Below are 24,405 nucleotides of genomic sequence, written 5' to 3'. Positions count from 1 at the left end.
TCGCACACGTTTGCGCACAGTCGGCGCAAGGAGCACAGCGAGACAGAACGGATGCTGAACAGTAACTTGCTTAGAAAACTCGACATGCAAGACCTCATGGTGTTTGTCGCCGTGTATGAGCAAAGCAGCGTCACCGGTGTGTCGGAGGCTCTCTGCGTCAGCCAGTCCACCGTGAGTTACTGCCTGAAGAAACTGCGCACCAGTTTCGAAGACGAGTTGTTCATCAATACCCGCACGGGTATGCGCCCCACCTACAAAGCCAGCACCATGTATGCCCATGTGCTGAAGATTCTCGAAAGCATCAACCTGTGTCACGCCGGGACACCGACGTTCGATCCGACCTTACAACCGGTCACCTTCAATATCTGTGCGCCGGAATACTTCGAACAGCTGATCTTGCCACGTCTGTTGAAAAGCTTCGATTTCGCCGACTTGCCGGTGATGGTCAACATGCACAAGTTCGAAACCGACATACCGGCCGAAGAACTGCGCGACGGCAGCCTCGACCTGGTGATCTGTTTCGGCCCGAACTTTCATCGAAGCCACACTGACTTCAACTCCAGACGATTACTGGAGGACGATCTGGTCTGCGTCTTCGACAAACGCGCCACGCCACTGGAACCGCGCTTGAGCCTGCAAGCGTTCACTGAACGTCGGCATGTGTTCCCGACGCCTTGGACGTCCGCCACCAACATGGTGGACGGCTGGCTGGCTCAACAGGCCCACAAACGCCAGATTGTCGCGCGCTCCAACAGCTACAGCGCGGCGCTGAAGATGATCACCGGCACCGACTTCATCCTGACCTTGCCCCGGCGCATCCAGCAATTGCTGGCCAACGAGGCGATCTTCAATCACTGCGAAGCGCCCAATGGCTTGCCGGGCTTCACCCTGGACATGCAGTGGAGTCAAAGCGTCGACCAGGACAGCGCCAACACCTGGCTGCGCGAGCAAGTGATCAAGGCCTGCGCCGAGCAGGAAATGGCCTGAAACTCAGAGACCGATGGCAGTCTTGGTGTAAGACTCTCGATCGATGTCGATGATTTCCACACATAGCTGGACCTCAACACCGACCGGCCATTCGCACACATCCTGCACCACCGCCAGCAGGCTGTCAGATAACTGCTTCTTGATCTGCGGCGAGCGACCGCTCAACAACGACAGCTTTACATGCATGAACGCCCGCTCGCCCGGTGCGGTACCCACCCTGAAAGTCTCGACCTTCACCGCACGGGCCTTGATGTCGAACTCTTCAAACTGCCCCGAAGCGACCAGCGCGTTGTTGAGTCGCATCAATGCCACATCGGCATTCAGCTCGGACAGGTTGGCGGTGTATTCCATGTGCAGGTGGGGCATGACGGGGTTCCTGAGGATTGGCAGAAAGGTCATACATATAACACAGAGCCCCGCCCTACTCACTGGACAATGGAAGGATCGCACGCTCACTCATGAATGCCTCCAGACGCGAGCGCAGCCAGCGTTCGGCCGGATCGCTGTCGACATGGCTGAGCCAGACCATGGACAGGTCCAGGGTCGGTGTCTTGAACGGAAACGGCTCCTTGAACAGTTGGCCTGACGCGGCCATCGCCTCCGCCGTGTAATCCGGCAGGCTGGCGATCAAATCGGTGCCGGCGAGTAACGCCGGCAATGAGCTGTATTGCGGAACAGACAGCACTACGTGACGCGTACGGCCGATCTCCGCCAGCCATTCATCGGCGTAACCACTGACGTTGGCAGTGTGGGACACCAGCACATGCGGCCGCGCGCAATATTCATCGAGGGTCAACGGCGTGTCCGATGCATCTGCACGCAAAATACTGGGCTGGATATGTCGCAACAGTTTGCGCTTGGCGTTGGCCGGCAATCCGCGGGTCTGGCTGATCCCCACCGTGATATCGCCGGACGCCAGCAAGTCGGGAATGCGCCAGTAGTCGACATGCTGAACCACGAACACCACCTTTGGCGCCTCCTGGCGCAAAGCCCGCAGCAGCGGCGGTAACAGGCCGAATTCGACATCGTCCGACAGCCCGATGCGAAACGTCATGGTGCTGCTGAGCGGATCGAAATCGTGGGTCAGGCTCAAGGCCACCGACAGCGAATCCAGCGCTGGCGACAGATGCTGAATGATCTCCTCGGCCCGCGCCGTCGGCTCCATGCGATGGCCGACCCGAATGAACAGCGGATCGTTGAACATCGTCCGCAAACGGTTCAGCGCCGCACTGATGGTCGGCTGACCGAGGAACAGCTTCTCCGCCACCCGCGTGACGTTGCGCTCGAGCATCAATGTCTCGAACACCACCATCAGGTTGATGTCGGCCTTGCGTAGTTCGTTACGATTCATCCGTTGCACCCCGGTCCCCAAGACTGGGGGACAGTTTAGGGAGGTGTCGCGATCGGCGTCTATGCAGGTTGGCAAACGACCCGATCCATAAAAACCGGGGGGCACTCACAACTCAAGAGCACCGGACTGAAACGAAGCTGCTCTGACTGAGCAGCTTCACCGCCTACAACCTATATTTCCTTGACCGGGGTTTGCTCTTGAGTCCCTTTGATCAAACTGATGGCATGCACGCAATCAGACTTGTTGACGTAAGCCTCCCCACTGGCAATCGTTTCATGATTCCCCGCCCGCAAACGCCAGCGCCATTGGCCCTTGCCGGTTTGCTCGGTGCCACGGGTTTGCCTGTAAATCTCAAAGTACATTGATCGCTCCTTGCGATGGCTGATTACGACAGGTCAGTGACCTGCGAAACCAGAGTAGATGAGGAATTTCTGAGGCAAAGTCTTTCAATGTCAGGGGATATTTCGGGGAAAAACCCTTGATTGACGAAACGATCAACAAATACGGGGAGTGGTAATTCGAACGACTCGGCGGAGTAACTTTTCCCGTGAATAGACATATCTTTCTTACGTTGTTGTGTAAGCGCCCGACCAACACACCTTGCCAGCAAGGCGAAATGATTTGAACCCAATGCGCTCCTTGTAGAGAATCGCCGTCTCTGCCTCGAAAGGATGCGCGCGATGAAGTTCGAAGGGACTTTCCAATACATGGGCACTCACGGGATCGTCTTCAACGTCTCGCAGATCACCCTCACCGACAGCGAACGCGGACGCCTGCGCGAGCTGCATTTTGGCGAGGCGAAAAGCGCCCACTATGAGGTCAACAGCAAGGTCGTCGAGGTGTACGACAAGATGCAGGCCAAGAGCCTGCCGTGCGTGATGATGATCGGCATCTCCAAGCCGCTGACCCGGCAACAGGGCGATGCCCTCAATGCCCAACGCACCAAGATCGCCAACCTGGCCGCCTCCGCTTTCGGTGGCGCTGCCGGTACTGTGGGCGGTTTAGCCGGACCTGCAGGCAGTGTCGCCGCAGGTACTGTTGTAACGGCGGGTGTGCGCTCGTACGTCAATGACGCTCTGCCCACCTACCATGCTGGCGACGTAATCGTCAGCATCCAGGCGCAGGTCAATGGTGGGATTGGCCCACAGCGCTCTTCCGAATCCCTGATCATCAAGACCTGAGTGGGGCTGCACATGTCCGAAATTACCCAGACGGTCATCGTTGTGGCGCTGGCCTTTCTACTTGATCGGTTTCTTAAGCCGTACCCGCTGCGCAAGTGGCTAGGGGTGACGCTGGTGGTGGCAGGCGCAATCGGCTGCGTTGCAGTGAGCCAGACCCAGTTGCTGGGCTTTGACTTGGGATTGATGTCGGTCCTTGCCGTGCCGGTGGGCGCGGGGCTGTTCGTGACCAGGCGGCGGTTTGAGCAGATTGGCTGAAGGGATGTAGGGATTTATCGCGTTAACCAGCAAACTAGCTCATACGATCCTAGATGCGCCCAATCCTCTGATGCTGACCCGTTCAGCCTTATGTTTGGGCCTTCTCCTTCATCGGTGATGCAACCGAGCCAACCACCCTTCGCTCTTGCCCTAAAAATGCCCTAAACCAAAACGCCAGAAACGAAAAAGCCCCGTAGATTTTCATCTACGGGGCTTTTCTATGTATGGCGGAGAGATAGGGATTCGAACCCTAGGTACCGGTGAAGGTACAACGGATTTCGAATCCGTCCCATTCGGCCACTCTGGCATCTCTCCAACGGCGCGCATCATAACAGCACAATCGCGGGAAGCGAACCCCCTTTAGCGATTTTTTTCCGTGCTATCAGATGCTTGCGTCGATTAAAGCGGTACACCCAGACGGTTGGCGACTTCTTCATAAGCTTCGATGACGTCACCGAGGCCCTGACGGAAGCGGTCCTTGTCCATTTTCTTGCCGGTGGCCTTGTCCCACAGACGGCAGCCGTCCGGGCTGAATTCGTCACCCAGAACGATGGAGCCGTCGGAGAACACCCCGAATTCGAGTTTGAAGTCGACCAGCAGCAGGCCGGCGTCGTCGAACAGTTTGCTCAGGACTTCGTTGACCTTGAGCGACAGTTCTTTCATGCGAACCAGTTGCTCGGCGGTGCCCCAGCCGAATGCCACAACGTGGGATTCGTTGATGAACGGGTCGCCCTTGGCGTCGTCCTTCAGGAACAGTTCGAAGGTGTAAGGATTGAGCTTCATGCCCTCTTCCACGCCCAGGCGCTTGACCAGGCTGCCGGCGGCGTAGTTACGCACAACGCACTCGACCGGGATCATGTCGAGTTTTTTCACCAGGCATTCGTTGTCGCCCAGCAGTTTGTCGAATTGAGTCGGCACGCCGGCTGCTTCGAGTTTCTGCATGATGAAGGCGTTGAACTTGTTGTTCACCATGCCTTTGCGGTCGAGCTGCTCGATACGCTTGCCGTCGAACGCCGAGGTGTCGTTGCGAAACAGCAGGATCAAGCGGTCAGCGTCGTCGGTCTTGTAAACCGATTTGGCTTTGCCGCGGTAGAGTTCTTCACGTTTTTCCATGATGGGCTCCGCTTGCTAAGTAGGTGGGCTAGGCGATGTATCGCCAGTCGAGCCCTGAATCTTGATCGGCCAGTTGCAGCCAGTCCGGGTCGCACCCGAGGGTGTCGACAAAACATTGCCGGGCCAGCTGCGGCAGGTTGTTCTTGCTGCTCAGATGGGCCAGGACCAGGTGTTGCAGGCCTTGCCAGCCCAACTCGGCCACCAGGAATGCCGCCTGATGGTTGTTCAAATGTCCCAATTCACCGCCCACCCGTTGCTTGAGAAAGTACGGGTAGTGACCGCGAGCCAGCAGGTCACGGCAATGGTTGGCCTCGATCATCAACGCATCGAGGTCCCGATAGCCGTCCAGCACCTTGTTGCAGTATGAGCCCAGGTCGGTCAGCAGGCCGAAACGCCGCTGGCCGTCGCTGAAGACATACTGCGTCGGCTCCTGTGCATCATGGGCCACGGCAATGACGCCGATGCTCAGAGGGCCGATTTGCAGTTGCTCGCCGCCAGCCAGAAGGCCTGCGGGTTCAATTGGTTTGCGCATCCCGCGCAGGGTTCCGCGACTGAGGTAGACGGGCAGATTGTAACGCCGAGACAGCAAACCCACGCCATGCACGTGATCGGCATGTTCGTGGGTCACAAGTATCGCGCTCAGCTGCGCAGGGTTCACCCCAAGGCGCAGCAGGCGTTTTTCGGTTTCCCGCAGGGAGAAACCACAATCCACCAGTACATACGTGTCATCGCTGGCTACCAGCGTGCCGTTCCCTTGGCTACCGCTGCCGAGAACGGCAAAACGCATGTGATCAGCCCAGATTGTCCTGAATCACGGTCAACACTTTACGCGCCACGTCTGCTGGCGCCACGGTATTGATGTTTTTCTCGACGGTAACTTGTACGTTCTCGCCGACCTTGCTCAGGCGAACCTGATAACGCTCGGCGCGGGCTTCAACTTCTTCCTTGTTCGGCTTGCTGCCGAACAGGCTGCCGAAGAAACCTGGCTGCTCGTCCTTCTTCTCGGCTTTTTCGGCGAGGTTGATGTAGTACAGGCCCAGGCTGCGGTTGATGTCTTCAACACGCCATTCGCCCTGTTCCAGCGCACGACCGACGCTCGACCAGGCACGATCCAGGTCGGTACCGACGTTGAGCACCGGGTTGCCGCTGCCGTCCTCGGTCAGGCTGACACGGCTTGGCGTATCGAAATCACGCGACGCCAGCATAGAGACCGAACCGCCCTTCTCCGAAGTGCGGCTCATGCTCGCGAGCATGTCGTCGACCAGCGCTGCGTCCAGGCCGGTGTTGATCGAACGATTGGTGAAATCGACGTTGGCGGTGCTGCCGGCTGGACGCTCGGCGCTGACCACGTAGACTTCACTGGTGTTGCGCTGCACGCCCGGCTCGATACGCACCCGCACGCGGGTTTCGCTGTCGGCGCCGACACCGGCTGCGCTCAGGCGCTTGGCCATGGCTGCGGACAGTTCGTCGGAATGCTGCCAGGTGGTGGTGAATTCACCGGTTTGCGGGCGCTGTTCGTCCAGACGGAAACCGTTGTCCTGGAAGAACTGCAAAGCCACAGGCCAGACTTCGGCCGGTGGGTTTTGAGCCATGATCCAACGCGAATCGCCGCTCTTCTGCAAGGAGTAGGCGCTGATATCAGCCGCTGCCGACAGCGGCTGCGGACGAGGCACAACATATTCGCCCTTGGCAGTGTCGTCGGCCACATTACGCGGGATCGGCAACAGCGGATCCAGACGCTTGGAGGTACTGACATTCGGTGGCAGTTGCATCGGTGCAGTCTGTTGCGCTTCCAGGTAATCGCTACCACGGTCACGGAAGTAACCTTCCGGGCCCCAGATCCATCCGCAGCCACTGGTGCTGGAGATAATCAAGGCAAGTGCGGAAAGTCCGGCCATTCGCTTCATGCGTAGTACTTCCTCAATTAAACCAGGACGCCGGACTGGCGCATGGCCTGCCGCAGCGGTTCGTGACAGGCAGCACTGAGCCAGGTGAGCGGCAGACGGATACCGTCCGGCATCAAGCCCATTTCATGCAGCGCCCATTTCACGGGGATAGGGTTGGATTCGATAAACAGGGTTTTATTGAGCGGCATCAGCTTTTCGTGGATTGCCCGGGCCTTGACGGCATCACCGGCCATCGCAGCGGCGCACAGCTCGCTCATGGCGCGCGGTGCAACGTTGGCGGTTACCGAAATATTGCCCTTGCCGCCAAGCAGCATCAGCTCGACCGCGGTCGCATCGTCACCGGAATAGACCAGGAAGTCGCTGCTCACACCGGCCAGGATGTCCTTGGCGCGCTGCAGGTCGCCCGTGGCTTCCTTGATGCCGATGATGTTCTTCACGGTCGACAGGCGGATCACCGTCTCAGCCTGCATGTCGCACGCGGTACGGCCCGGCACATTGTAAAGAATCTGCGGGATATCGACCGCTTCGGCGATGGCACGGAAGTGCAGGTACAGGCCTTCTTGCGTCGGCTTGTTGTAATAAGGGGTTACCAGCAGGCACGCATCGGCGCCAGCGTTCTTCGCGTTGGTCGTCAGTTCGATCGCTTCACGCGTCGAATTGGCGCCCGTACCGGCGATCACCGGAATACGCCCTGCAACCTGGGCAACCACGCGACGAATCACTTCGATGTGCTCGTTCACGTCAAGCGTGGCCGACTCACCTGTAGTGCCGACCGCCACGATGGCGTTGGTGCCCTCTTGCAGGTGGAAGTCCACCAGTTTGCTCAGGCTGTCCCAGTCGAGACGACCCTGTGCATCCATGGGTGTGACCAGTGCCACCATACTGCCCGCAATCATGCAACCGCTCCTGCCGGAAAAAGAGAGCGGTAATGGTACTGGCGCCAAGATGCTTGTACAAGCGAAGTACTGCGCTGCCGCCATTCCCCTTGGCGCTGCTTTTCGCTACCCTTCAGACTTTGATCGGTACTGATAAGCTCGTACGCCGGGTTCCAGCCTCCATTTTCGGCATCACAAGCCCCGATCCAGCGTTGCCACCCCTCGCTCTTGCCATACTGGAGCACGTTGCAACCTTCGGCTGGGGGTTTGTGAATTCGCATCTGCAGGCTCGTCCCCGGTAAAAAGCCCATAAACAGTATCGACCGCTCATCGCTTTAGGAATGCTGCATGTCCACCCCCACAGTTCGCGAACAATTCCTTGTCATCAGTGCCCTCGGCGCCAACCCCATGGAGCTGACTAACGTCCTGTGCCGCGCCAGCCATGAAAACCGCTGCGCCGTGGTCACCTCTCGCCTGACGCGTCATGGCGAATGCAGTGCGCTGATCCTCGAGATCTCGGGCAGCTGGGACGCCCTGGCGCGCCTCGAAGGCAGCCTGCCAGTGCTGGCCAAACGGCACGCCTTCACCGTTAACGTGGTGCGCAGCGCAGCCCTGGAGAACCGTCCCCAGGCCCTGCCATACGTCGCCTACGTCAGCTCGGCCTACCGCCCGGACATCATCAACGAGCTGTGCCAGTTCTTCATGGACCACAACGTCGAACTGGAGAACCTGACTTGCGACACCTATCAGGCTCCGCAGACCGGCGGCACCATGCTCAACGCCACGTTCACGGTGACTTTGCCAGCTGGCACCCAGATCAGCTGGCTGCGTGACCAGTTCCTGGATTTCGCCGATGCCATGAACCTGGACGCACTGATTGAACCGTGGCGCCCACAAAACCCAATGTAAGGAAGCTTTCATGGCCGTAGCCATCGACCAACCGGTTGCCGACTTCGAAGCACCCGCCACCAGCGGGCAGACCGTCAGCCTCGCGGCCCTCAAAGGCAAGCAAGTGGTGATTTACTTCTACCCGAAGGACAGCACGCCGGGCTGCACCACCGAAGGCCAGGGTTTTCGCGACCAGTACGCGGCGTTCAAGGCGGCCAACACCGAGGTGTTCGGTCTATCTCGCGACAGCCTGAAGTCTCACGAAAACTTCAAGTGCAAGCAGGAATTCCCCTTCGAGCTGATCAGCGACAAGGACGAAGCCATCTGTCAGCTGTTCGATGTGATCAAGCTGAAAAAGCTCTACGGCAAGGAATATATGGGCGTTGATCGCAGCACGTTCCTGATCGACAAGAATGGCGTGTTGCGTCAGGAATGGCGCGGCGTGAAGGTGTCGGGGCATGTGGATGCGGTGTTGGCTGCTGCTCAGGCCCTCAATAAAGCCTGATTCATCTATCGCGAGCAGGCTCGTTCCCACAGGATTTGCGCAAACCTTGTGGGACCGAGCCTGCTCGCGATGAGGCCATCAGCCTCACCGCAAACAGCACTGACCGTTAAAGCAGCGGCGCCACCTCCGGCTCCTTGCGCGGCCAGGCATCCAGCACGGCTTTGAACAGCGTCGCCAGGGGTATGGCAAAGAACACGCCCCAGAAGCCCCACAACCCGCCAAACAGCAGCACCGCGCAGATGATTGCCACCGGGTGCAGGTTGACCGCTTCCGAGAACAACAGCGGCACCAGCACGTTACCGTCCAGCATCTGGATAATCCCGTAGACCGCCATCAAATAGATGAACTGATCGCTCCAGCCCCATTGGAACAGCGCAATCAGCAGCACCGGCACGGTCACCACCACCGCCCCCACGTAGGGCACCACCACCGATACACCCACCAACAACGCCAGCAGCGCTGCGTAGTTGAGCCCCAGCGCCACGAAAGCGATGTACGTCACGCCCCCGCAAATGAAGATTTCGATGACCTTGCCGCGAATGTAATTGGCAATCTGCCGGTTCATTTCCTGGGCGACCCGGGTGATCAGCGCTCGCTCCCGCGGCAGGTAACCGCGCACCCACTGGCCGATCATCTCCCGGTCCTTGAGGAAGAAGAACACCAGAATCGGCACCAGCACCAGATAGATCATGATGTTCACCAGCAGCGGCAGGCTCGACAGCGAGAACGTCAGCGCCCACTGGCCGAATTTGCCGATCTCGCCCCGCGCCACTTCGATTGCCTGCAGCACTTGCTCGTCCGACACCAGATGAGGATAACGCTCGGGCAGCAGCAATAGCAGCGACTGCCATTTGGCGAGCATGCCGGGCAATTCGTTGAACAGCGTAATCAGTTGATGCCAGAGCAGTGGCACCACGACGAGGATGAATACCAGCAGCCCGCCCATGAACAACGCGAAGACCAGCCCCACCGCCACGGCGCCCGGCAGGCGCAGACGCTCGAGGATTACCACCAACCCCTGCATCAGATACGCCAGCACCATCCCGGCCAGCACTGGCGCAAGCATTCCGCCCAGGGTGAGTACGGCGGTAAATGCCAGAAACAGCAGTACCGCCAGCACCACGGCCTCTTCATCCGAGAAGTAACGCTGAATCCAGTCGCGTAACACTTTGAACATCAATAATCCTTAGGAACGAACGCAGCAGATTTCAGGCTTTTTTCAACCAGTAACGGTAAACGCCCGCCTCATCTTCTTCACGAAGCAGCGTATGACCGGCCAATCGGGCAAAGGTGCGAAAGTCACGCTGAGAGCCTGCATCGGTGGCGATCACCTTGAGCACCGCACCGCTGGCCATTCTGTTGAGTTCCATCTTGGCTTTGAGCAACGGCAGCGGACAATTCAGACCACTGGCGTCCAGCTCGGCGTCGTGGGTTACAGCGTCAGTCATCGAATCACTCCGGGGCAGGGGGTTGAGCCGCTTAGAATATCTGGTCCCAAGCGTAGTGTCCGGCTACAGTAACGTCTTTGTCGACTAAGGCTTTGTGCATGACTTTTTTGCGCCCTACCCTGCTGACGCTCGCTTGCCTGCTCGCCTCACCAGGCTTCGCCGACGACTTGCCGTCACTCGGTGACGCCAGTTCTGCCATCGTCTCGCCGCAACAGGAATACCAACTGGGCCGTGCATGGCTGGCGATGCTGCGCAGCCAGGTGTCGCAACTCAACGATCCGCAACTCAAGGATTACGTCGAGTCCAGCGTCTATCGGCTGGTGGAAACCAGCCAGGTTAATGACCGGCGCCTGGAGTTCATCCTGATCAACAGCCCGCAGCTCAACGCTTTCGCCGCGCCGGGCGGGATCGTCGGCGTCAACGGGGGCTTGTTCCTCAACGCCCAGACCGAAGGCGAATATGCCTCGGTCCTGGCCCACGAGCTGGCCCACTTGTCACAGCGTCACTTCGCCCGTGGTGTCGAAGCCTCGCAACGCATGCAAGTGCCTATGATGGCTGCATTGCTGGCCGGGATCGTGATTGCCGCTGCCGGTGCAGGCGATGCCGGGATCGCGACCATTGCCGGCACTCAGGCGGCGGCGATGCAGGAACAACGACGGTTCTCGCGTCAGAACGAACAGGAAGCCGACCGTATCGGCATCATGAATCTGGAGAAGGCCGGTTACGATCCGCGCTCGATGCCGACCATGTTCGAACGGCTGATGCGCCAGTACCGCTACGATGCCAAGCCGCCGGAATTCCTACTGACTCACCCGGTGACCGAATCGCGGATCGCGGACACCCGCAACCGCGCCGAACAGGCCAAACCGGGTGGTATCGAAGACAGCATGCGTTATCAGCTGATTCGTGCGCGCGTACAGCTGATCTATGAAGAAACCCCCGGCCTGGGTGCCAAGCGCTTCCGCGCCCAACTCGATGAAAACCCGAAAAACGACGTCGCACGCTACGGCCTGGCAATCGCCCAGATCAAGGGCGGCCAGCTGAATGAAGCTCGCGAGAACCTCAAGCAACTGCTGGCCAAATCGCCGAACGAGATCATCTACAATCTGGCGCAGGTCGATCTGGACATCACCAATAATCGCCTGCCCGATGCTCAGTCACGGGTTGACCGGATGCTGACTCAGTATCCGGGCAACTATCCGCTGAATCAGGTGCGTGTTGACCTGCTGCTAAAGCAGAATCGAGCGGCCGATGCGGAAAAAGCGCTGGAGAGCCTGCTCAAGACCCGCCCCAACGATCCGGACGTCTGGTATCTGGTGGCCGAGACTCGCGGCCTGTCAGGCAACATCATCGGCCTGCATCAGGCCCGCGCGGAGTACTTTGCGCTGGTCGGCGATTATCGCCAGGCAATCCAGCAACTGGACTTCGCCAAGCGTAAGGCGGGCAGCAACTTCCCGCTGTCATCGCGGATCGACGCACGGCAACGCGAGCTGATGGAGCAAGAACGCATGATCAAGGACATGATGGGCTGACTGCTTCGGGGTCAAAATTCAGACACAAAAAAACCGCCTCTTTCGAGGCGGTTTTTTATTCAGCCGACAACCGGTTTATTCAGCCAGTTTGAAGGTGATGAAGCTGGCGCGACCCTGGCGCAGAACCCGCATCGATACCGAGCGGTTCTTCGGCAACGCCTTGGCGATGTCCGTGAACTCCTTGGTGGAACCAATCGCCTGGTTGTTCAAGTGAGTGATCACATCACCAGGCTGCAAGCCGATCAGCGCAGCAGGACCATCCTGCACGTCCTTGATTACCACGCCACCTTTGAGGTCGTAGGTTTTCTTTTGCTCATCGGTCAACTCGGCAACAGAAACACCCAGGCGATTGCTGCTGCGCTCGGTGCTGGATTTAGGCAGGGCATCCAGTTCTTTGCCTTCTTCAGGGATAGCGCCGACGGTCAGCTCGACATTCTTGCGCTTGCCTTCGCGAATCACTTCAAGATTGGCTTTCGAGCCGGCCTTCAACGCGCCCACCAAGTGCGGCAGATCGGCGGACATGATGATCGGTTGCCCGTTCATGCTCAGAATCACGTCGCCCACTTGCAGGCCACCCTTGGCAGCCGGACCGTCATCCTGGATCTGAGCTACCAGCGCACCGGCCGGCTTCTCAAGACCGAACGACTCGGCCAGATCCTTGCTCACTTCTTGAATCACTACACCCAACCAGCCACGGCTGACTTTACCGCCGTTTTTCAGCTGATTGGAAACGTCCATCGCCACATCGATAGGGATCGCGAACGACACGCCCATAAAGCCGCCAGAGCGGGTATAGATCTGCGAGTTGATGCCGACCACTTCACCGGCCAGGTTGAACAGCGGACCACCGGAGTTACCCGGGTTGATCGGCACGTCGGTCTGGATGAACGGCACATAGTTTTCGTTCGGCAGGCTACGACCGATGGCACTGACGATGCCTTGAGTCACGGTGTGATCAAAGCCGAATGGCGAGCCGATGGCCACGACCCACTGACCGGCTTTCAGGTCCTGCGATTTGCCGAGTTTCAGAACCGGCAGGTTTTTGCCTTCGATTTTCAGCAAAGCGACGTCAGAACGCGGATCGGTACCGACCAGCTTGGCCTTCAACTCACTACGATCAGCGAGGCGCACGAGAATCTCGTCGGCATCGGCAATCACATGGTTGTTTGTCAGGATGTAGCCGTCAGACGAAATGATGAAACCCGACCCCAGGGACTGCGCTTCACGCTGGCGATCCTCTCGAGGCGAGCGTTGCTGCGGCATGCCACGCTCGAAGAACTCGCGCAGCATTGGCGGCAAACCTTCAAGGTCAGGCATTTGCTCGTTGGAGACCTTGCGGTCCGGCAACTTCTGGGTAGTACTGATGTTCACCACCGCAGGCGAGGCCTGCTCGACCAGTTGCGTGAAGTCAGGCAACTCGACCGCTTGCGCAGTGACCGCCTGACCGAGCACCAGCACGGTGGCAAAAATAGAGAGATAAGACTTCAAGCGTGGTATCGACATACGGCTCCCGTTACGACGAGCATGGTTAAGCGATATGGAGCAAGGAACACCGGAAACGATACGCCGGTATTTTTGTTCCGGGAACAACAAACAAGGCCAGAGCCGAGGGGCTCTGACCTATAAAAAATTTTCGGGATATTTGCAAATGAAAATGCTCGGCAAATCATTTCGAGGCCTCAACGACGGGGCAGCCATTGCGACTTCCCGCACCATCCAGACGCCGATCGATGAGCATGGCTGATCAGCTCACTGCTTGCTGGTAGCCGCGGCATCGTTGCGCATGGACAGCGCAATTCGTTCGGCAGTGCCAATCGGTATTTCACCGACCACGGTCACCATTATTTCGCCTTGCGGAGTGGTCAAGCGACGTGACACAGCGACTGTTGGCCCCAGTTGGGTACGAGTGTCGGTGACTGTTGCCCCATTCAATGGCTCAAGGAACACCGAGAATCGGGCCAGCCCGTCGTCGAACATCAAACTACTGACCTGGACTTTGGTATCCGGATCCTTGTGAGAAGTACTGCTGGTCAGTTCAAAACCTGGCGGCAACCAGTCCGAATGCCAGACCTGCGCAGTCTTGACGGCGGACGCCTTGTCGCTGTCGAGGCTAATGGGTTTGCACTCAGAACCTGCCTGCAAATCGCTGTCGGAAGGCACCTCGGCAGTATCCAGCCGCGTGAACTGGAACCGTTCAAGCAGTTGCCCTTTGTCATTGAGCAACAATGACTTCAACGGCAAGCCGGTTTCCTTGTCCAGATGCAACTCAAAACCATAGCGGTGCTGATCGCGAGGCGTCAACGAGACGATCACCGCCGAACGCCCGGCCACGCGCGACTTGCCGATGACGGCAAGGTCATACCAATTCTTCAGCTTTTGTGGATCGAGTGCACGCGCGGCGGAGTTGGAGGAATCCCCCAGCCCTGCTATCAGGGTGCCGCTGACGCATTGAGTATGCCCATCAATGCGCACGACTTCCTGTGCCGAGCCGTCGAGCTGGAGTAAACGCTCGCGGACCTTGCCATCCTGGACGCGATGCCAGATGTTATGGGTAGAAAAACTACCGTTACGCTCGTAGACGAAAGTACCGTGAAAGCTCTGCGTTTGCTCGGCCTGCCCCAGACGCTTCAGCCAGTCCTGGGCTTCATCGGCGTGGGCTGGGACAATAAACCAGCCACTGAGCAGAAGCGTAAGTAGAGGTATGGCGCGCATGATCCTCCTTAACGGTTTTCCAGGCTTGCTGCACGAGCGTAAGGCAGAGCGCTTTCAGTACCTTTCAGTGCAGCCTGTTGAGCATGTTGGCGCAAGTAACCTGGCAGACGCTGATCGTGCCAGCCTGGCTGACCTTGCAATACGCCGTTGGCCATAGGACCAGTGGCTTCCGAACTCTCATTGTAGCCTGCCAAAACAGCGGGACCCTTGACCTGAGGAGTGGTCAGACCCGGCTGATTCGATTGCTGAGCCAGTTCGACACCCGCGATCTCGTCATGATTGTACAGACGCACACCTGCCAGCACGGCAATGGTCACCGAAGCAGCGACTGCCAAACGACCAAGGCTGCGCCATGGACCGCGGGCGGATTTTGCCGGTACGGCTTCGTCAGCCAGCGCAGCAGAGACTGCTGCAGCGATGTCCAGACGAGGAAGCAGCAGGTCCTTGTGCATGACCGCCCGAGCGATCTGGTAACGAGCCCAGGTTTCGCGGGTTTCAACATCGTCAAAGGCATTCAATACCCGACGCAATTCCAGTTCGTCCGCTTCGTTATCCATCACTGCGGACAGCGATTCCTGCAGGGCTTCACGACTCATGGCGTTCCTCTCTTGGCTGTCGCCGCTGTCTCAGTTTTCCTGCAACAACGGCTGCAGGGCTTTATCGATGGCCTCCCGGGCGCGGAAAATCCGAGAGCGCACGGTACCCACCGGACACTGCATGACGCTGGCAATGTCCTCGTAACTCAGACCATCGAATTCACGTAAAGTTAAAGCCGTACGCAAATCTTCTGGCAGTTGCTGAATGGTTCGATGGACAGTGCCTTCGATCTCATCCCGCAGCAATGCACGTTCTGGCGACTCGAGATCCTTGAGGCCATGATCGCCATCGTAGAACTCTGCATCCTCGGAACTGACATCGCTATCCGGCGGCCGGCGGCCGCGTGAAACCAGATAGTTTTTCGCCGTGTTGATGGCGATACGGTAAAGCCACGTATAAAACGCGCTATCTCCGCGAAAATTACCAAGTGCACGGTATGCCTTGATAAAGGCTTCCTGTGCGACATCCTGGGCTTCATGGGTGTCGTGCACGAAACGCACGATCAACCCGAGAATTTTGTGCTGGTATTTCAGCACTAGCAGATCGAAAGCTCGCTTGTCGCCGCGTTGAACGCGTTCGACCAGCTGCTGATCCTCTTCCTGGGTTAGCATGAACACTCCTCGATAAGCTCGAAGGAGGCTTGCATTACTGAACGACCAGACTTGCAAACATAGACTCGGGCTTTTCGCAAAAGTTCTCCCCCTCCAAGCAAGTTTCCTGCGGGCTCTGATTTGGCACGCACGAAAAGCGCAGCGCGGAATAACCCGGCTGCGCGAATAATCTTGTCATCGGATTCGCCAGCAAGGACCTAACCGCAAGTCCCGCACCGAAACCGACACTGTCCCTTGTTTCAGGCAACCGTCTATTGATCTTGAGCCTTTGGCAAAAGTTCCATACTTATAGCCGCCTGTAACCGACATTGTGCAACCGTGAAGCGAAAAAGACTGTTAAATCCACGATACAGTCGTCTTGTCGGCAAAGCAGTCAAAAAAACTTCCGACGAAGAGTCCAGTCTTTTCCGTCACAGTAGTTTCACAATGCCATGTGGGCCCGGCTATTGTGCCGCTCCCCCCCTCTATATACTAGTGGGCTGTGTGGCTGTCCTGACTCGCCGATCCAGCTGTCTTGCGCCACCCCCCGACCCGGGTCGCTTTGAGCGGAATCCTGAAATGAGCCAACAGTTTCAACACGATGTTCTGGTAATTGGCAGCGGTGCTGCCGGCTTGAGCCTTGCGCTGACCTTGCCCGGTCATTTGCGCATCGCTGTATTGAGCAAAGGCGACCTCGCCAATGGCTCGACCTTCTGGGCTCAGGGCGGTGTCGCCGCTGTTCTGGATGACACCGATACTGTCGAGTCCCACGTCGACGATACCCTCAACGCCGGGGGTGGCCTGTGCCATGAAGACGCCGTGCGCTTTACTGTCGAGCACAGCAGAGAAGCAATTCAATGGCTGATCGACCAAGGCGTGCCCTTTACCCGCGATGAACAGTCCGGCACCGAAGACGGTGGTTTCGAGTTTCACCTGACCCGCGAAGGCGGTCACAGCCATCGACGCATCATCCACGCCGCCGATGCGACGGGCGCGGCGATCTTCAGAACCCTGCTCGATCAGGCCATACAGCGACCCAACATCGAACTGCTGGAACAGCGGGTCGCGATCGATCTGATCACCGAAAAGCGCCTGGGCCTTGAAGGCGATCGCTGCCTCGGCGCCTACGTGCTCAACCGCAGCACGGGTGAAGTCGATACCTACGGCGCGCGCTTCGTGATCCTTGCATCGGGTGGCGCGGCGAAGGTCTACCTCTATACCAGCAACCCTGATGGCGCCTGCGGTGATGGCATTGCCATGGCCTGGCGTTCAGGCTGCCGAGTGGCGAACCTGGAATTCAACCAGTTCCACCCGACCTGTCTTTATCACCCGCAAGCCAAGAGTTTTCTGATCACCGAAGCCCTGCGCGGCGAAGGCGGACACCTGAAGCTGCCCAACGGCGAACGCTTCATGCAGCGCTTCGACCCACGGGCCGAGCTGGCACCACGGGACATCGTCGCCCGCGCCATCGACCATGAAATGAAGCGCCTGGGTATCGACTGCGTTTACCTGGACATCAGCCACAAGCCTGAAGACTTCATCAAGACGCACTTCCCGACGGTCTATGAACGCTGCCTGGAATTCTCCATCGACATCACCAAACAACCGATTCCGGTGGTACCGGCGGCGCACTACACCTGCGGCGGCGTGATGGTCGATCAGCGGGGCCGCACCGACGTGCCGGGCCTGTATGCAATAGGTGAAACCAGCTTTACCGGCCTGCATGGTGCCAACCGCATGGCCAGCAACTCGCTGCTGGAATGTTTCGTGTATGCCCGTTCGGCGGCGGCGGACATTCTTGAGCAGTTGCCAGAGGTGTCGATTCCGACCGCCCTGCCCGTCTGGGATGCCAGCCAGGTCACCGATTCCGACGAAGATGTGATCATCGCGCACAACTGGGACGAACTGCGGCGATTCATGTGGGACTACGTGGGCATCGTACGCACCAACAAGCGCCTGCAACGAGCCCAGCACCGAGTGCAGTTGTTGCTGGACGAAATCGACGAGTTCTATAGCAACTATAAAGTGAGCCGAGACCTGATCGAGCTGAGGAACCTGGCTCAGGTAGCAGACCTGATGATCCGGTCGGCCATGGAGCGCAAGGAAAGTCGCGGCCTGCATTACACCCTCGACTATCCGAATCTGCTGCCGGTCGCCCTGGACACTATTCTGGTGCCGCCCACCTACGCCGACTGAACTTGAGCCGGACCCGCAGGCGTCGGTGCACATCCGCCGCCTGCGAATCCCGCGGCACACATATCGCCCCGACACGTCGCTCGCCCCGCAGGCGAAAGCGCAGCACCACGACCAACGGCAGCGCCAGGCTGTCCGGCCGTAGTTGTACGGGTTGCCAGCCTTGCGCCTGATTCCACAACTGCCAGCCATCGGCATCGCGACGCAAGCCTCGAAAGGCCTGTGGATGCGTGAGCAAAATCTGTCGCGGCAATGCCCAAATGCTATGAGTCACGCACAATGCAACGCCGAGCAGATTGGCCCAGAGCGGTATAGAGAGAAGAAACAGCGAACCCAACGCGAACAGCTGGGCGAGAAGATAGGCCGCCAGCAACTGCCGTGAGGCATGCCAGCGGCATTCGAACGCGTTACTTGGGCTGGACACGATCCAGGATCATGCGAACCATGCGCTGCAGCTCCGGATCTTCCGATTCGGCGCGTTCCATGAACCAGCCGAACATGTCCTGATCTTCGCATTCGAGCAGCCTGACGTAGCACGCGCGATCAACTTCGTTGAGGTGCGGGTAAACCTCTTTCACAAACGGCACCAGCAACACGTCAAGCTCAAGCATGCCGCGGCGGCTGTGCCAGTAGAGGCGATTCAGTTCAACATCTTCGACCATGGAGCGCTCCTCAAATAGGCCGCAAGTATACAGCCCCGAGACGAGCCGAACAGTCGGCTTTGGTCGGCCATCGACGATCCTTTGTGAACTACCCATTTCATGGGCGCCCCCTTATGATGTCCCTCAGACTCTTTACCCTGCGATGACCCATGGCCGACTCTGCTTTTTTCTGCACCCTGTCTCACGAAGGCGTTCTCGCGGTACGCGGCTCGGATGCCAGCAAATTCCTGCAAGGCCAATTGACTTGCAACCTCAATTACCTGAGCGACACCCAGGCTAGCCTTGGCGCACGTTGCACGCAGAAGGGCCGGATGCAGTCGAGCTTCCGCATTCTGCTGGAAGGCGACGGTGTGCTCATGGCGATGGCCAGCGAACTGCTGGAGCCGCAACTGGCGGACTTGAAAAAGTACGCAGTGTTCTCCAAATCGAAACTGACCGACGAAAGTGCCGGCTGGGTTCGTTTTGGCCTTGAGCAGGGCGATGCGGCGCTGGCCAGCCTGGGCCTGGCGCTACCGGCAGACACCGACAGCGTTGTGCGTAATGACGGCCTGATCGCCCTTCGCGTCTCGCCTGAGCGCGCTGAACTCTGGGTGGGCGCCGCGCAGGCCGACACCATCAAGGGCAAGTTGTCCGCCCTGTTGGCCGAAGGCGATCTGAATCAATGGCTGCTGGGCCAGATCCGTGCTGGGATCGGTCAGGTCATGCCGAGCACCCGCGAGCTGTTCATCCCGCAGATGCTCAATCTGCAAGCCGTTGGCGGCGTGAGCTTCAAGAAGGGTTGCTACACTGGCCAGGAAATCGTTGCGCGCATGCAATACTTGGGCAAACTCAAGCGTCGTCTGTATCGCTTGCAACTGGAGGGTAGTGAACTGCCTGAACCCGGCACCCCACTGTTCTCCCCGACTCACGGCAGTTCGATCGGTGAAGTGGTGATCGCTGCTCGCGCCGAGCAAAACATTGAACTCCTGGCCGTGCTGCAAGCCGAAGCCGCAGAAGATGGCAACCTGCACCTTGGCGCACTCGAAGGTCCGGGCCTGCATCTGCTCGACCTGCCTTACCAACTGGATCGTGATCGCGAAATCCAGCGTTAACAGCAGCACTTGTCGCAATACCCTAGAGAAAAGAAATGAGTGAGCTGGCGGATAAGGTCCAACAGGATTTGGTTGAGGCCATCGATAATGATGACCTGGTTCTGCCAACGTTACCGGAAGTGGCCCTGCAGATTCGCAAGGCCGCCGAAGACCCGGAAATCAGTGTCAGCACCCTGAGCAAAGTGATCGGCCGCGACACCGCGCTGTCGGCGCGCCTGATCAAAGTGGTCAATAGCCCGTTGCTGCGTGCGACTCAGGAAGTGACTGACTTGCACACGGCCATCACCCGGCTGGGGGTCAATTACAGTAGCAACCTGGCCATCGGCCTGGTGATGGAACAGATCTTCAACGCCCGTTCCGAAGTGGTGGAACAGAAAATGCGCGAGGTCTGGCGCAAAAGCCTGGAAATCGCCGGCGTCAGCTATGCGTTGTGCCGCAGCTACACACAACTCAAGCCTGATCAAGCGGCGCTAGGCGGGCTGGTGCATCAGATTGGCGTGCTGCCGATCCTGACCTACGCCGAAGATCACTATGAATTGTTGTCGGACCCGGTCAGCCTCAACCATGTGATCGAACGCATCCATCCGCTGCTCGGCGATAAATTGCTCAGGGTCTGGGATTTTCCGGAAATGCTGGTGCAATTGCCGGGGCTGTATCTGGATTTCAAGCGGCAATCGGCGCGGGTCGACTATGTCGATCTGGTGCAAGTGGCCAGCCTGTATTGCCACAAGGACACCGATCATCCCCTGGCCCGTATCGACCCGTTCAGTGTGCCGGCTTTCAAGAAGCTGGGGATCGATCCGGAGAACGAGGCGATGTACAAGGATCTGGAAGAGTCGCGGTCGATGTTTTACTGATTTCTGTGGCGAGGAAGCTTGCTCCCTCGCCACAGGTGTGTTGCTCACTCCCCCGCAATAAAACTCACCCGCACCTTCAACCCTGCCAGCTCGCCATCGTGCAGGCTGATCTGCGCCAGATGGGCGCGGCAGATCTCGCCGACAATCGCCAACCCCAATCCCGATCCAGCCACCTGCTGATTGCGCCGGTAAAAACGCTCGAACACCCGCTCCCGCTCTTCAAGGGGAATCCCCGGGCCATCGTCCTCGACCTCCAGCACCGCCGGTGCCGTGACCCGCAGAATCACATTGCCGCCCGGTGGCGTGTGGGCCAGCGCGTTGTCCACCAGATTGCTCAACAGTTCGTTCAACAGCGTCGGCTCACCACGCATCCACACCGGTTCGTCGGCTTCCAGCGCCAGTGCCACGCCACGTGCATGGGCCAACGGCGCCATGGCCATGCCCAGTTCACGGGCCAATTGACTGAGATCGAGCAACTGCGCGCCGCCCTCGGCGATGGCCCGGGCGCCATTCTCGACCCGTGCCAGCGAGAGCAATTGATTGGCCAGATGGGTCAGGCGATCCGTGCCCTGGGCGACAGTTTCCAGAGTGCTGCGCCAGATTTCTGGTTCGTTCGAGCGCAAGCCCAGTTCGAGTCGTGCCTTGAGCGCCGCCAACGGTGTGCGCAGTTCATGGGCGGCATCGGCGATGAATTGCGCCTGGCGCTCGAACTGTCCACGCAACCGCTCGGTAAAGTGATTGAGCGCACGCACCAGCGGCCCCAGCTCGTGCTGCACTTCCACCAGCGGCAAGGGGCGCAAGTCATCGGGCTGACGCTCTTCCACCGCGGTGCGCAAGCGCTCCAGCGGACGCAGCGCCGCACTGACCGCAAACCACACCAGCAGCAACGCGCCGATCGCCAGCATGCCCAGACGCAACAAGGTGTCGGCCATCAGGCTACGTGCCATGCGGACCCGCGCCTCATCGGTTTCCGCCACGCGAATTTCTGCCATGCCGTTCATGTTCGGCTCGCTGACCGCTTTGAGCAGGCTGACCACCCGCACGTGCTGTCCTTGATAAGTGGCATTGTAGAAACGCGCCAGCGCAGGATAGTCATCGGTACGCGGTGTTCCCGGCGGCGGTGCCGGCAGGTTTTCGTAGCCCGAGATCAGCTTCTGATTGATGTCGTTGACCAGATAAAAAATACGCCCGGCGCTGTCGTAGGCGAATGTATCGAGGGCCACGTAAGGCACGTTGGCGCTGAGGCTACCGTCGCGCTGGGACAGGCCGGCGGCGATAGTCCGGGCCGAGGCCAGCAAGGTCCGGTCATACGCGGTATCGGCGGCTTCGCGACCATTCCAGTACGCGCTCAAACCACTGGCGAGCATCAACACCACCAGCAACAGCGCGAGGTTCCATAGCAACCGCCAACGCAGACTGCTGAGCTTATGCATCGCGGCTTTCCAGCAAATAACCAAGGCCACGGAAAGTCACGATGGCCACCGGTTGGCCGTCAAGTTTCTTGCGCAAGCGGTGGACGTAGATCTCGATGGCATCGGGACTGGCTTCTTCGTCCAGGCCGAAGACCTGAGCGGCCAGTTGTTCCTTGCTCATCACCCGACCGGGACGGGCGATCAGGGCTTCGAGCACGGCTTGCTCGCGGGAAGTCAGGGTCAGCAATTCTTCGCCAAGGGTAAAACGCCGGGTGTCCAGATCGTAAGCCAGCACGCCACAGGTCTGCTGGCGTTCACCGCCGAGCACACTACGGCGCAGCAAGGCTTTTACCCGGGCTTCGAGTTCAGTCAGTTCGAAAGGTTTGGCCAGGTAATCGTCGGCGCCGAGGTTCAGTCCATGGACCCGGTCCTTGACGTCACTGCGGGCGGTCAACATCAGCACCGGCAGGTTCTTGCCCCGGGCCCGCAAGCGCGCCAGCACTTCGAAACCATCCATGCGCGGCAGGCCGACATCGAGGATCGCCATGGCGTATTCCTCGCTGCTCAAGGCCAGGTCGGCCGCCACACCGTCGTGCAGCACATCCACGGTCAAACCGGTGCTCTTGAGCGCCTGGGCGACACTTTCGGCAAGCTGCAGATGGTCTTCGACGAGCAGAACACGCATGGATCTTTACCTCATTCAGGGATGGTCGACGCCATTCTTTGGCGCGGAGTTTACAGCCGCATCCGCCGCTGTGAAGCCCGAAAACCGTGAAAGTCAGCTGAAAGGTTAGCGAAAGGTTGGCCGGTTAGAGTCCCGCTACGGACAGCTTTCACTGCCGTAGTCAGAGCACATAGCGATACGAAAAACGCCTCGAAGCGTTTTCGCCAATAAGAACAATAAACGGAGTATGTCACCATGCTGTCCATGCAGCTTCAGGCTTGCCCGCCTGCTCGTTTTTCCCGCCTCAGCCACACCGCCCTTGTCAGTGCCGCCGCTCTCGCCGGCTTTTCGCCGTTGAGCCAGGCTGCCTTCTTCGAAGACAGTAAGGCAACCTTCGAAACCCGCAACATGTATTTCAACCGCGACTTTCGCGACGGCACCAGCGCCCAGCAATCCAAGCGGGACGAATGGGCCCAGGGGTTCATGCTCAATCTGCAATCGGGTTACACCGACGGCACCGTGGGGTTCGGTGTCGATGCACTGGGCATGTTGGGGGTAAAACTCGATTCGAGTCCGGATCGCACCGGCACCGGCCTGCTGCCGACCCATGACGATGGGCGCGCGGCGGATGAGTATTCCAAGCTCGGCCTGACCGGCAAAGTGAAAGTCTCCGCCACGGAACTGAAAATCGGCAGCCTGATTCCAGAACTGCCGATCCTCAAGCCCAACGACGGCCGCATTCTGCCGCAGACCTTTGAAGGCGGGATGCTGACCTCCAAAGAGATCAAGAACCTGACCTTCACCGGCGGGCGTCTGGAGAAAGCCAAGGACCGCGACAGCACCGACTTCGAAGACATCGCCCTCAACAACAAGAACAGCCGCTTCGCCGGCACCGTCGCCGGCAAGCATTTTGATTTTGGCGGCGTGGACTACAAGTTCACCGACAAGATCATCGGCAGCTACCACTTCGCTCAACTCGATGAAGTCTACAATCAGCACTTCCTCGGTGTTGTCGCTTCGCAACCGTTCGGTCCCGGTACTTTCGGTACCGACCTGCGATTTGCCATCAGTGACGACGAGGGCGCGGCCCGTGGCGGCAAGATCGACAACAAATCCCTGAACGGGCTGGTGAGCTACGCCTTGAGCGGGCATAAACTCAGCGCCGGCTATCAGCACATGTCCGGCGACAGTGCCTTCCCCTACGTCGATGGCAGCGATCCGTACCTGGTCAACTTCGTGCAGATCAATGACTTTGCCGGCGCCGAAGAACACTCCTGGCAGGCACGTTACGACTATGATTTCGCCAAACTCGGCATTCCCGGCCTGAGCTTCATGAGCCGTTACGTGAGCGGTGACAACATCAAGCTCAAGAACGGCGACGAAGGCAAAGAGTGGGAACGCAACACCGAGATCAAATACGTCGTACAAAGTGGCGCCCTCAAGGACGTTGCCGTGCGCCTGCGCAATGCCACCTACCGCTCCAACTACTCCGCTCGCGATGCCGATGAAGTGCGTCTGCTGGTGAGCTATAGCGTTGCCCTTTGGTAATTCAGTACGTCCATAACAAAAACTCCAAGGAGACTTG

28 protein-coding genes and 1 tRNA gene are annotated in these 24,405 nt (G+C 58.8%); 11 read left to right on the top strand and 18 right to left on the bottom strand.

The features are described 5' to 3' along the window. The first annotated feature begins 51 nt into the window (after positions 1–51). A complete protein-coding gene (locus tag J3D54_RS15625) occupies positions 52–987 on the top strand; it encodes a LysR family transcriptional regulator (protein ID WP_253419748.1) in 936 nt (311 codons plus the stop codon). Positions 988–990: 3 nt separating this feature from the next. Here the strand turns inward: J3D54_RS15625 and J3D54_RS15620 are convergent, their stop codons facing one another. The 3 genes from J3D54_RS15620 to J3D54_RS15610 all read right to left on the bottom strand — a co-directional run bounded on the left by J3D54_RS15620 (position 991) and on the right by J3D54_RS15610 (position 2,700). Continuing rightward, positions 991–1,353, bottom strand: coding sequence for a 5-carboxymethyl-2-hydroxymuconate Delta-isomerase (locus tag J3D54_RS15620; protein ID WP_019647992.1), 363 nt, complete (start codon positions 1,351–1,353; stop codon positions 991–993). A gap of 55 nt (positions 1,354–1,408) precedes the next feature. Next, the gene (locus J3D54_RS15615) at positions 1,409–2,338 is read right to left on the bottom strand and encodes a LysR substrate-binding domain-containing protein (RefSeq protein ID WP_253419745.1); all 930 of its coding nucleotides are present in this window, start codon (positions 2,336–2,338) and stop codon (positions 1,409–1,411) included. 170 nt (positions 2,339–2,508) lie between these two features. Next, the gene (locus tag J3D54_RS15610) at positions 2,509–2,700 is read right to left on the bottom strand and encodes a DUF1508 domain-containing protein (protein ID WP_253419741.1); all 192 of its coding nucleotides are present in this window, start codon (positions 2,698–2,700) and stop codon (positions 2,509–2,511) included. Positions 2,701–3,018: 318 nt separating this feature from the next. Here J3D54_RS15610 and J3D54_RS15605 point away from each other — a divergent pair, with 318 nt between their 5' ends. Both J3D54_RS15605 and J3D54_RS15600 read left to right on the top strand, forming a co-directional pair. After that, a complete protein-coding gene (locus J3D54_RS15605; RefSeq protein ID WP_253419738.1) occupies positions 3,019–3,519 on the top strand; it encodes a hypothetical protein in 501 nt (166 codons plus the stop codon). A 12-nt stretch (positions 3,520–3,531) separates the two neighbouring features. Continuing rightward, entirely contained in the window at positions 3,532–3,774 is a 243-nt protein-coding gene (locus J3D54_RS15600) for a hypothetical protein (protein ID WP_019580101.1), read from the top strand. A 225-nt stretch (positions 3,775–3,999) separates the two neighbouring features. Here the strand turns inward: J3D54_RS15600 and J3D54_RS15595 are convergent. From J3D54_RS15595 to dapA, 5 genes are all read right to left on the bottom strand, one after another. Next, positions 4,000–4,089: transfer RNA gene (locus J3D54_RS15595), tRNA-Ser, on the bottom strand. A gap of 84 nt (positions 4,090–4,173) precedes the next feature. Beyond that, positions 4,174–4,887, bottom strand: coding sequence for a phosphoribosylaminoimidazolesuccinocarboxamide synthase (gene purC, locus J3D54_RS15590; protein ID WP_007898671.1), 714 nt, complete (start codon positions 4,885–4,887; stop codon positions 4,174–4,176). A gap of 28 nt (positions 4,888–4,915) precedes the next feature. Further along, positions 4,916–5,674: an MBL fold metallo-hydrolase gene (locus J3D54_RS15585; protein ID WP_253419734.1), complete on the bottom strand. Its 759-nt coding sequence runs from the start codon at positions 5,672–5,674 to the stop codon at positions 4,916–4,918. Between the two features lie 4 nt (positions 5,675–5,678). Then, on the bottom strand, positions 5,679–6,794 hold the full coding sequence (gene bamC, locus J3D54_RS15580; RefSeq protein ID WP_253419732.1) for an outer membrane protein assembly factor BamC: 1,116 nt from the start codon (positions 6,792–6,794) through the stop codon (positions 5,679–5,681). Positions 6,795–6,811: 17 nt separating this feature from the next. Next, positions 6,812–7,690 (bottom strand): 4-hydroxy-tetrahydrodipicolinate synthase, encoded by an 879-nt coding sequence (gene dapA, locus J3D54_RS15575; protein WP_007941448.1) that lies wholly within the window; start codon positions 7,688–7,690, stop codon positions 6,812–6,814. Positions 7,691–8,017: 327 nt separating this feature from the next. On the opposite strand from dapA, the gene J3D54_RS15570 reads away from it, so the two are divergent. After that, entirely contained in the window at positions 8,018–8,578 is a 561-nt protein-coding gene (locus tag J3D54_RS15570; RefSeq protein WP_007898662.1) for a glycine cleavage system protein R, read from the top strand. 10 nt (positions 8,579–8,588) lie between these two features. Next, positions 8,589–9,062 (top strand): peroxiredoxin, encoded by a 474-nt coding sequence (locus tag J3D54_RS15565; RefSeq protein WP_253419729.1) that lies wholly within the window; start codon positions 8,589–8,591, stop codon positions 9,060–9,062. Positions 9,063–9,168: 106 nt separating this feature from the next. Here J3D54_RS15565 and J3D54_RS15560 read toward each other — a convergent pair whose 3' ends face one another. Both J3D54_RS15560 and J3D54_RS15555 read right to left on the bottom strand, forming a co-directional pair. Further along, on the bottom strand, positions 9,169–10,239 hold the full coding sequence (locus J3D54_RS15560) for an AI-2E family transporter (protein WP_253419726.1): 1,071 nt from the start codon (positions 10,237–10,239) through the stop codon (positions 9,169–9,171). A 31-nt stretch (positions 10,240–10,270) separates the two neighbouring features. Next, a complete protein-coding gene (locus J3D54_RS15555; protein WP_253419723.1) occupies positions 10,271–10,510 on the bottom strand; it encodes a sulfurtransferase TusA family protein in 240 nt (79 codons plus the stop codon). Between the two features lie 98 nt (positions 10,511–10,608). On the opposite strand from J3D54_RS15555, the gene J3D54_RS15550 reads away from it, so the two are divergent. Next, the gene (locus J3D54_RS15550; RefSeq protein ID WP_253419720.1) at positions 10,609–12,042 is read left to right on the top strand and encodes a M48 family metalloprotease; all 1,434 of its coding nucleotides are present in this window, start codon (positions 10,609–10,611) and stop codon (positions 12,040–12,042) included. 75 nt (positions 12,043–12,117) lie between these two features. On the opposite strand, the gene J3D54_RS15545 is transcribed toward J3D54_RS15550, so the two are convergent. Further along, the gene (locus tag J3D54_RS15545) at positions 12,118–13,545 is read right to left on the bottom strand and encodes a DegQ family serine endoprotease (protein ID WP_253419717.1); all 1,428 of its coding nucleotides are present in this window, start codon (positions 13,543–13,545) and stop codon (positions 12,118–12,120) included. Between the two features lie 34 nt (positions 13,546–13,579). Between J3D54_RS15545 and J3D54_RS15540 the strand changes: the two genes are divergently transcribed. After that, the gene (locus J3D54_RS15540; protein ID WP_253419715.1) at positions 13,580–13,786 is read left to right on the top strand and encodes a hypothetical protein; all 207 of its coding nucleotides are present in this window, start codon (positions 13,580–13,582) and stop codon (positions 13,784–13,786) included. 5 nt (positions 13,787–13,791) lie between these two features. On the opposite strand, the gene J3D54_RS15535 is transcribed toward J3D54_RS15540, so the two are convergent. Genes J3D54_RS15535 through rpoE form a run of 3 tightly spaced genes read right to left on the bottom strand, consistent with a single transcriptional unit; the run spans position 13,792 to position 15,962 of the window. Next, a complete protein-coding gene (locus J3D54_RS15535; protein ID WP_253419712.1) occupies positions 13,792–14,754 on the bottom strand; it encodes a MucB/RseB C-terminal domain-containing protein in 963 nt (320 codons plus the stop codon). 8 nt (positions 14,755–14,762) lie between these two features. Then, positions 14,763–15,350, bottom strand: coding sequence for a sigma-E factor negative regulatory protein (locus tag J3D54_RS15530; RefSeq protein WP_253419710.1), 588 nt, complete (start codon positions 15,348–15,350; stop codon positions 14,763–14,765). Positions 15,351–15,380: 30 nt separating this feature from the next. After that, the gene (gene rpoE / locus J3D54_RS15525; protein ID WP_003172477.1) at positions 15,381–15,962 is read right to left on the bottom strand and encodes an RNA polymerase sigma factor RpoE; all 582 of its coding nucleotides are present in this window, start codon (positions 15,960–15,962) and stop codon (positions 15,381–15,383) included. Positions 15,963–16,520: 558 nt separating this feature from the next. Between rpoE and nadB the strand changes: the two genes are divergently transcribed. Next, positions 16,521–18,137 carry an L-aspartate oxidase gene (gene nadB / locus J3D54_RS15520; protein WP_019580843.1) on the top strand — a complete coding sequence of 539 codons (1,617 nt, stop codon included), beginning with the start codon at positions 16,521–16,523 and terminating at the stop codon, positions 18,135–18,137. Here nadB and J3D54_RS15515 read toward each other — a convergent pair. Next, positions 18,106–18,558, bottom strand: coding sequence for a protein YgfX (locus J3D54_RS15515; protein ID WP_253419708.1), 453 nt, complete (start codon positions 18,556–18,558; stop codon positions 18,106–18,108). The genes nadB and J3D54_RS15515 overlap by 32 nt on opposite strands. Continuing rightward, entirely contained in the window at positions 18,542–18,796 is a 255-nt protein-coding gene (locus J3D54_RS15510) for a succinate dehydrogenase assembly factor 2 (protein WP_007898624.1), read from the bottom strand. The genes J3D54_RS15515 and J3D54_RS15510 overlap by 17 nt, the downstream gene beginning before the upstream one ends. A 149-nt stretch (positions 18,797–18,945) precedes the next feature. Between J3D54_RS15510 and J3D54_RS15505 the strand changes: the two genes are divergently transcribed. Both J3D54_RS15505 and J3D54_RS15500 read left to right on the top strand, forming a co-directional pair. Then, entirely contained in the window at positions 18,946–19,887 is a 942-nt protein-coding gene (locus tag J3D54_RS15505; protein ID WP_253419706.1) for a folate-binding protein YgfZ, read from the top strand. Between the two features lie 35 nt (positions 19,888–19,922). After that, complete coding sequence (locus tag J3D54_RS15500) at positions 19,923–20,744, top strand: HDOD domain-containing protein (protein WP_019580846.1); 822 nt, start codon at positions 19,923–19,925, stop codon at positions 20,742–20,744. A 44-nt stretch (positions 20,745–20,788) separates the two neighbouring features. Here J3D54_RS15500 and J3D54_RS15495 read toward each other — a convergent pair whose 3' ends face one another. Both J3D54_RS15495 and J3D54_RS15490 read right to left on the bottom strand, forming a co-directional pair. Continuing rightward, positions 20,789–22,177 (bottom strand): sensor histidine kinase, encoded by a 1,389-nt coding sequence (locus J3D54_RS15495; protein WP_253419704.1) that lies wholly within the window; start codon positions 22,175–22,177, stop codon positions 20,789–20,791. Next, positions 22,170–22,841, bottom strand: coding sequence for a response regulator (locus tag J3D54_RS15490; protein WP_017336961.1), 672 nt, complete (start codon positions 22,839–22,841; stop codon positions 22,170–22,172). The genes J3D54_RS15495 and J3D54_RS15490 overlap by 8 nt, the downstream gene beginning before the upstream one ends. 234 nt (positions 22,842–23,075) lie before the next feature. Between J3D54_RS15490 and J3D54_RS15485 the strand changes: the two genes are divergently transcribed. Beyond that, positions 23,076–24,368 (top strand): OprD family porin, encoded by a 1,293-nt coding sequence (locus J3D54_RS15485; RefSeq protein ID WP_253419702.1) that lies wholly within the window; start codon positions 23,076–23,078, stop codon positions 24,366–24,368. The last annotated feature ends 37 nt before the right edge of the window (positions 24,369–24,405 follow it).

This window comes from Pseudomonas sp. GGS8, from assembly GCF_024168645.1.
Lineage (GTDB): Bacteria > Pseudomonadota > Gammaproteobacteria > Pseudomonadales > Pseudomonadaceae > Aquipseudomonas.
This window is presented reverse-complemented; position numbering and strand designations above follow the sequence as displayed.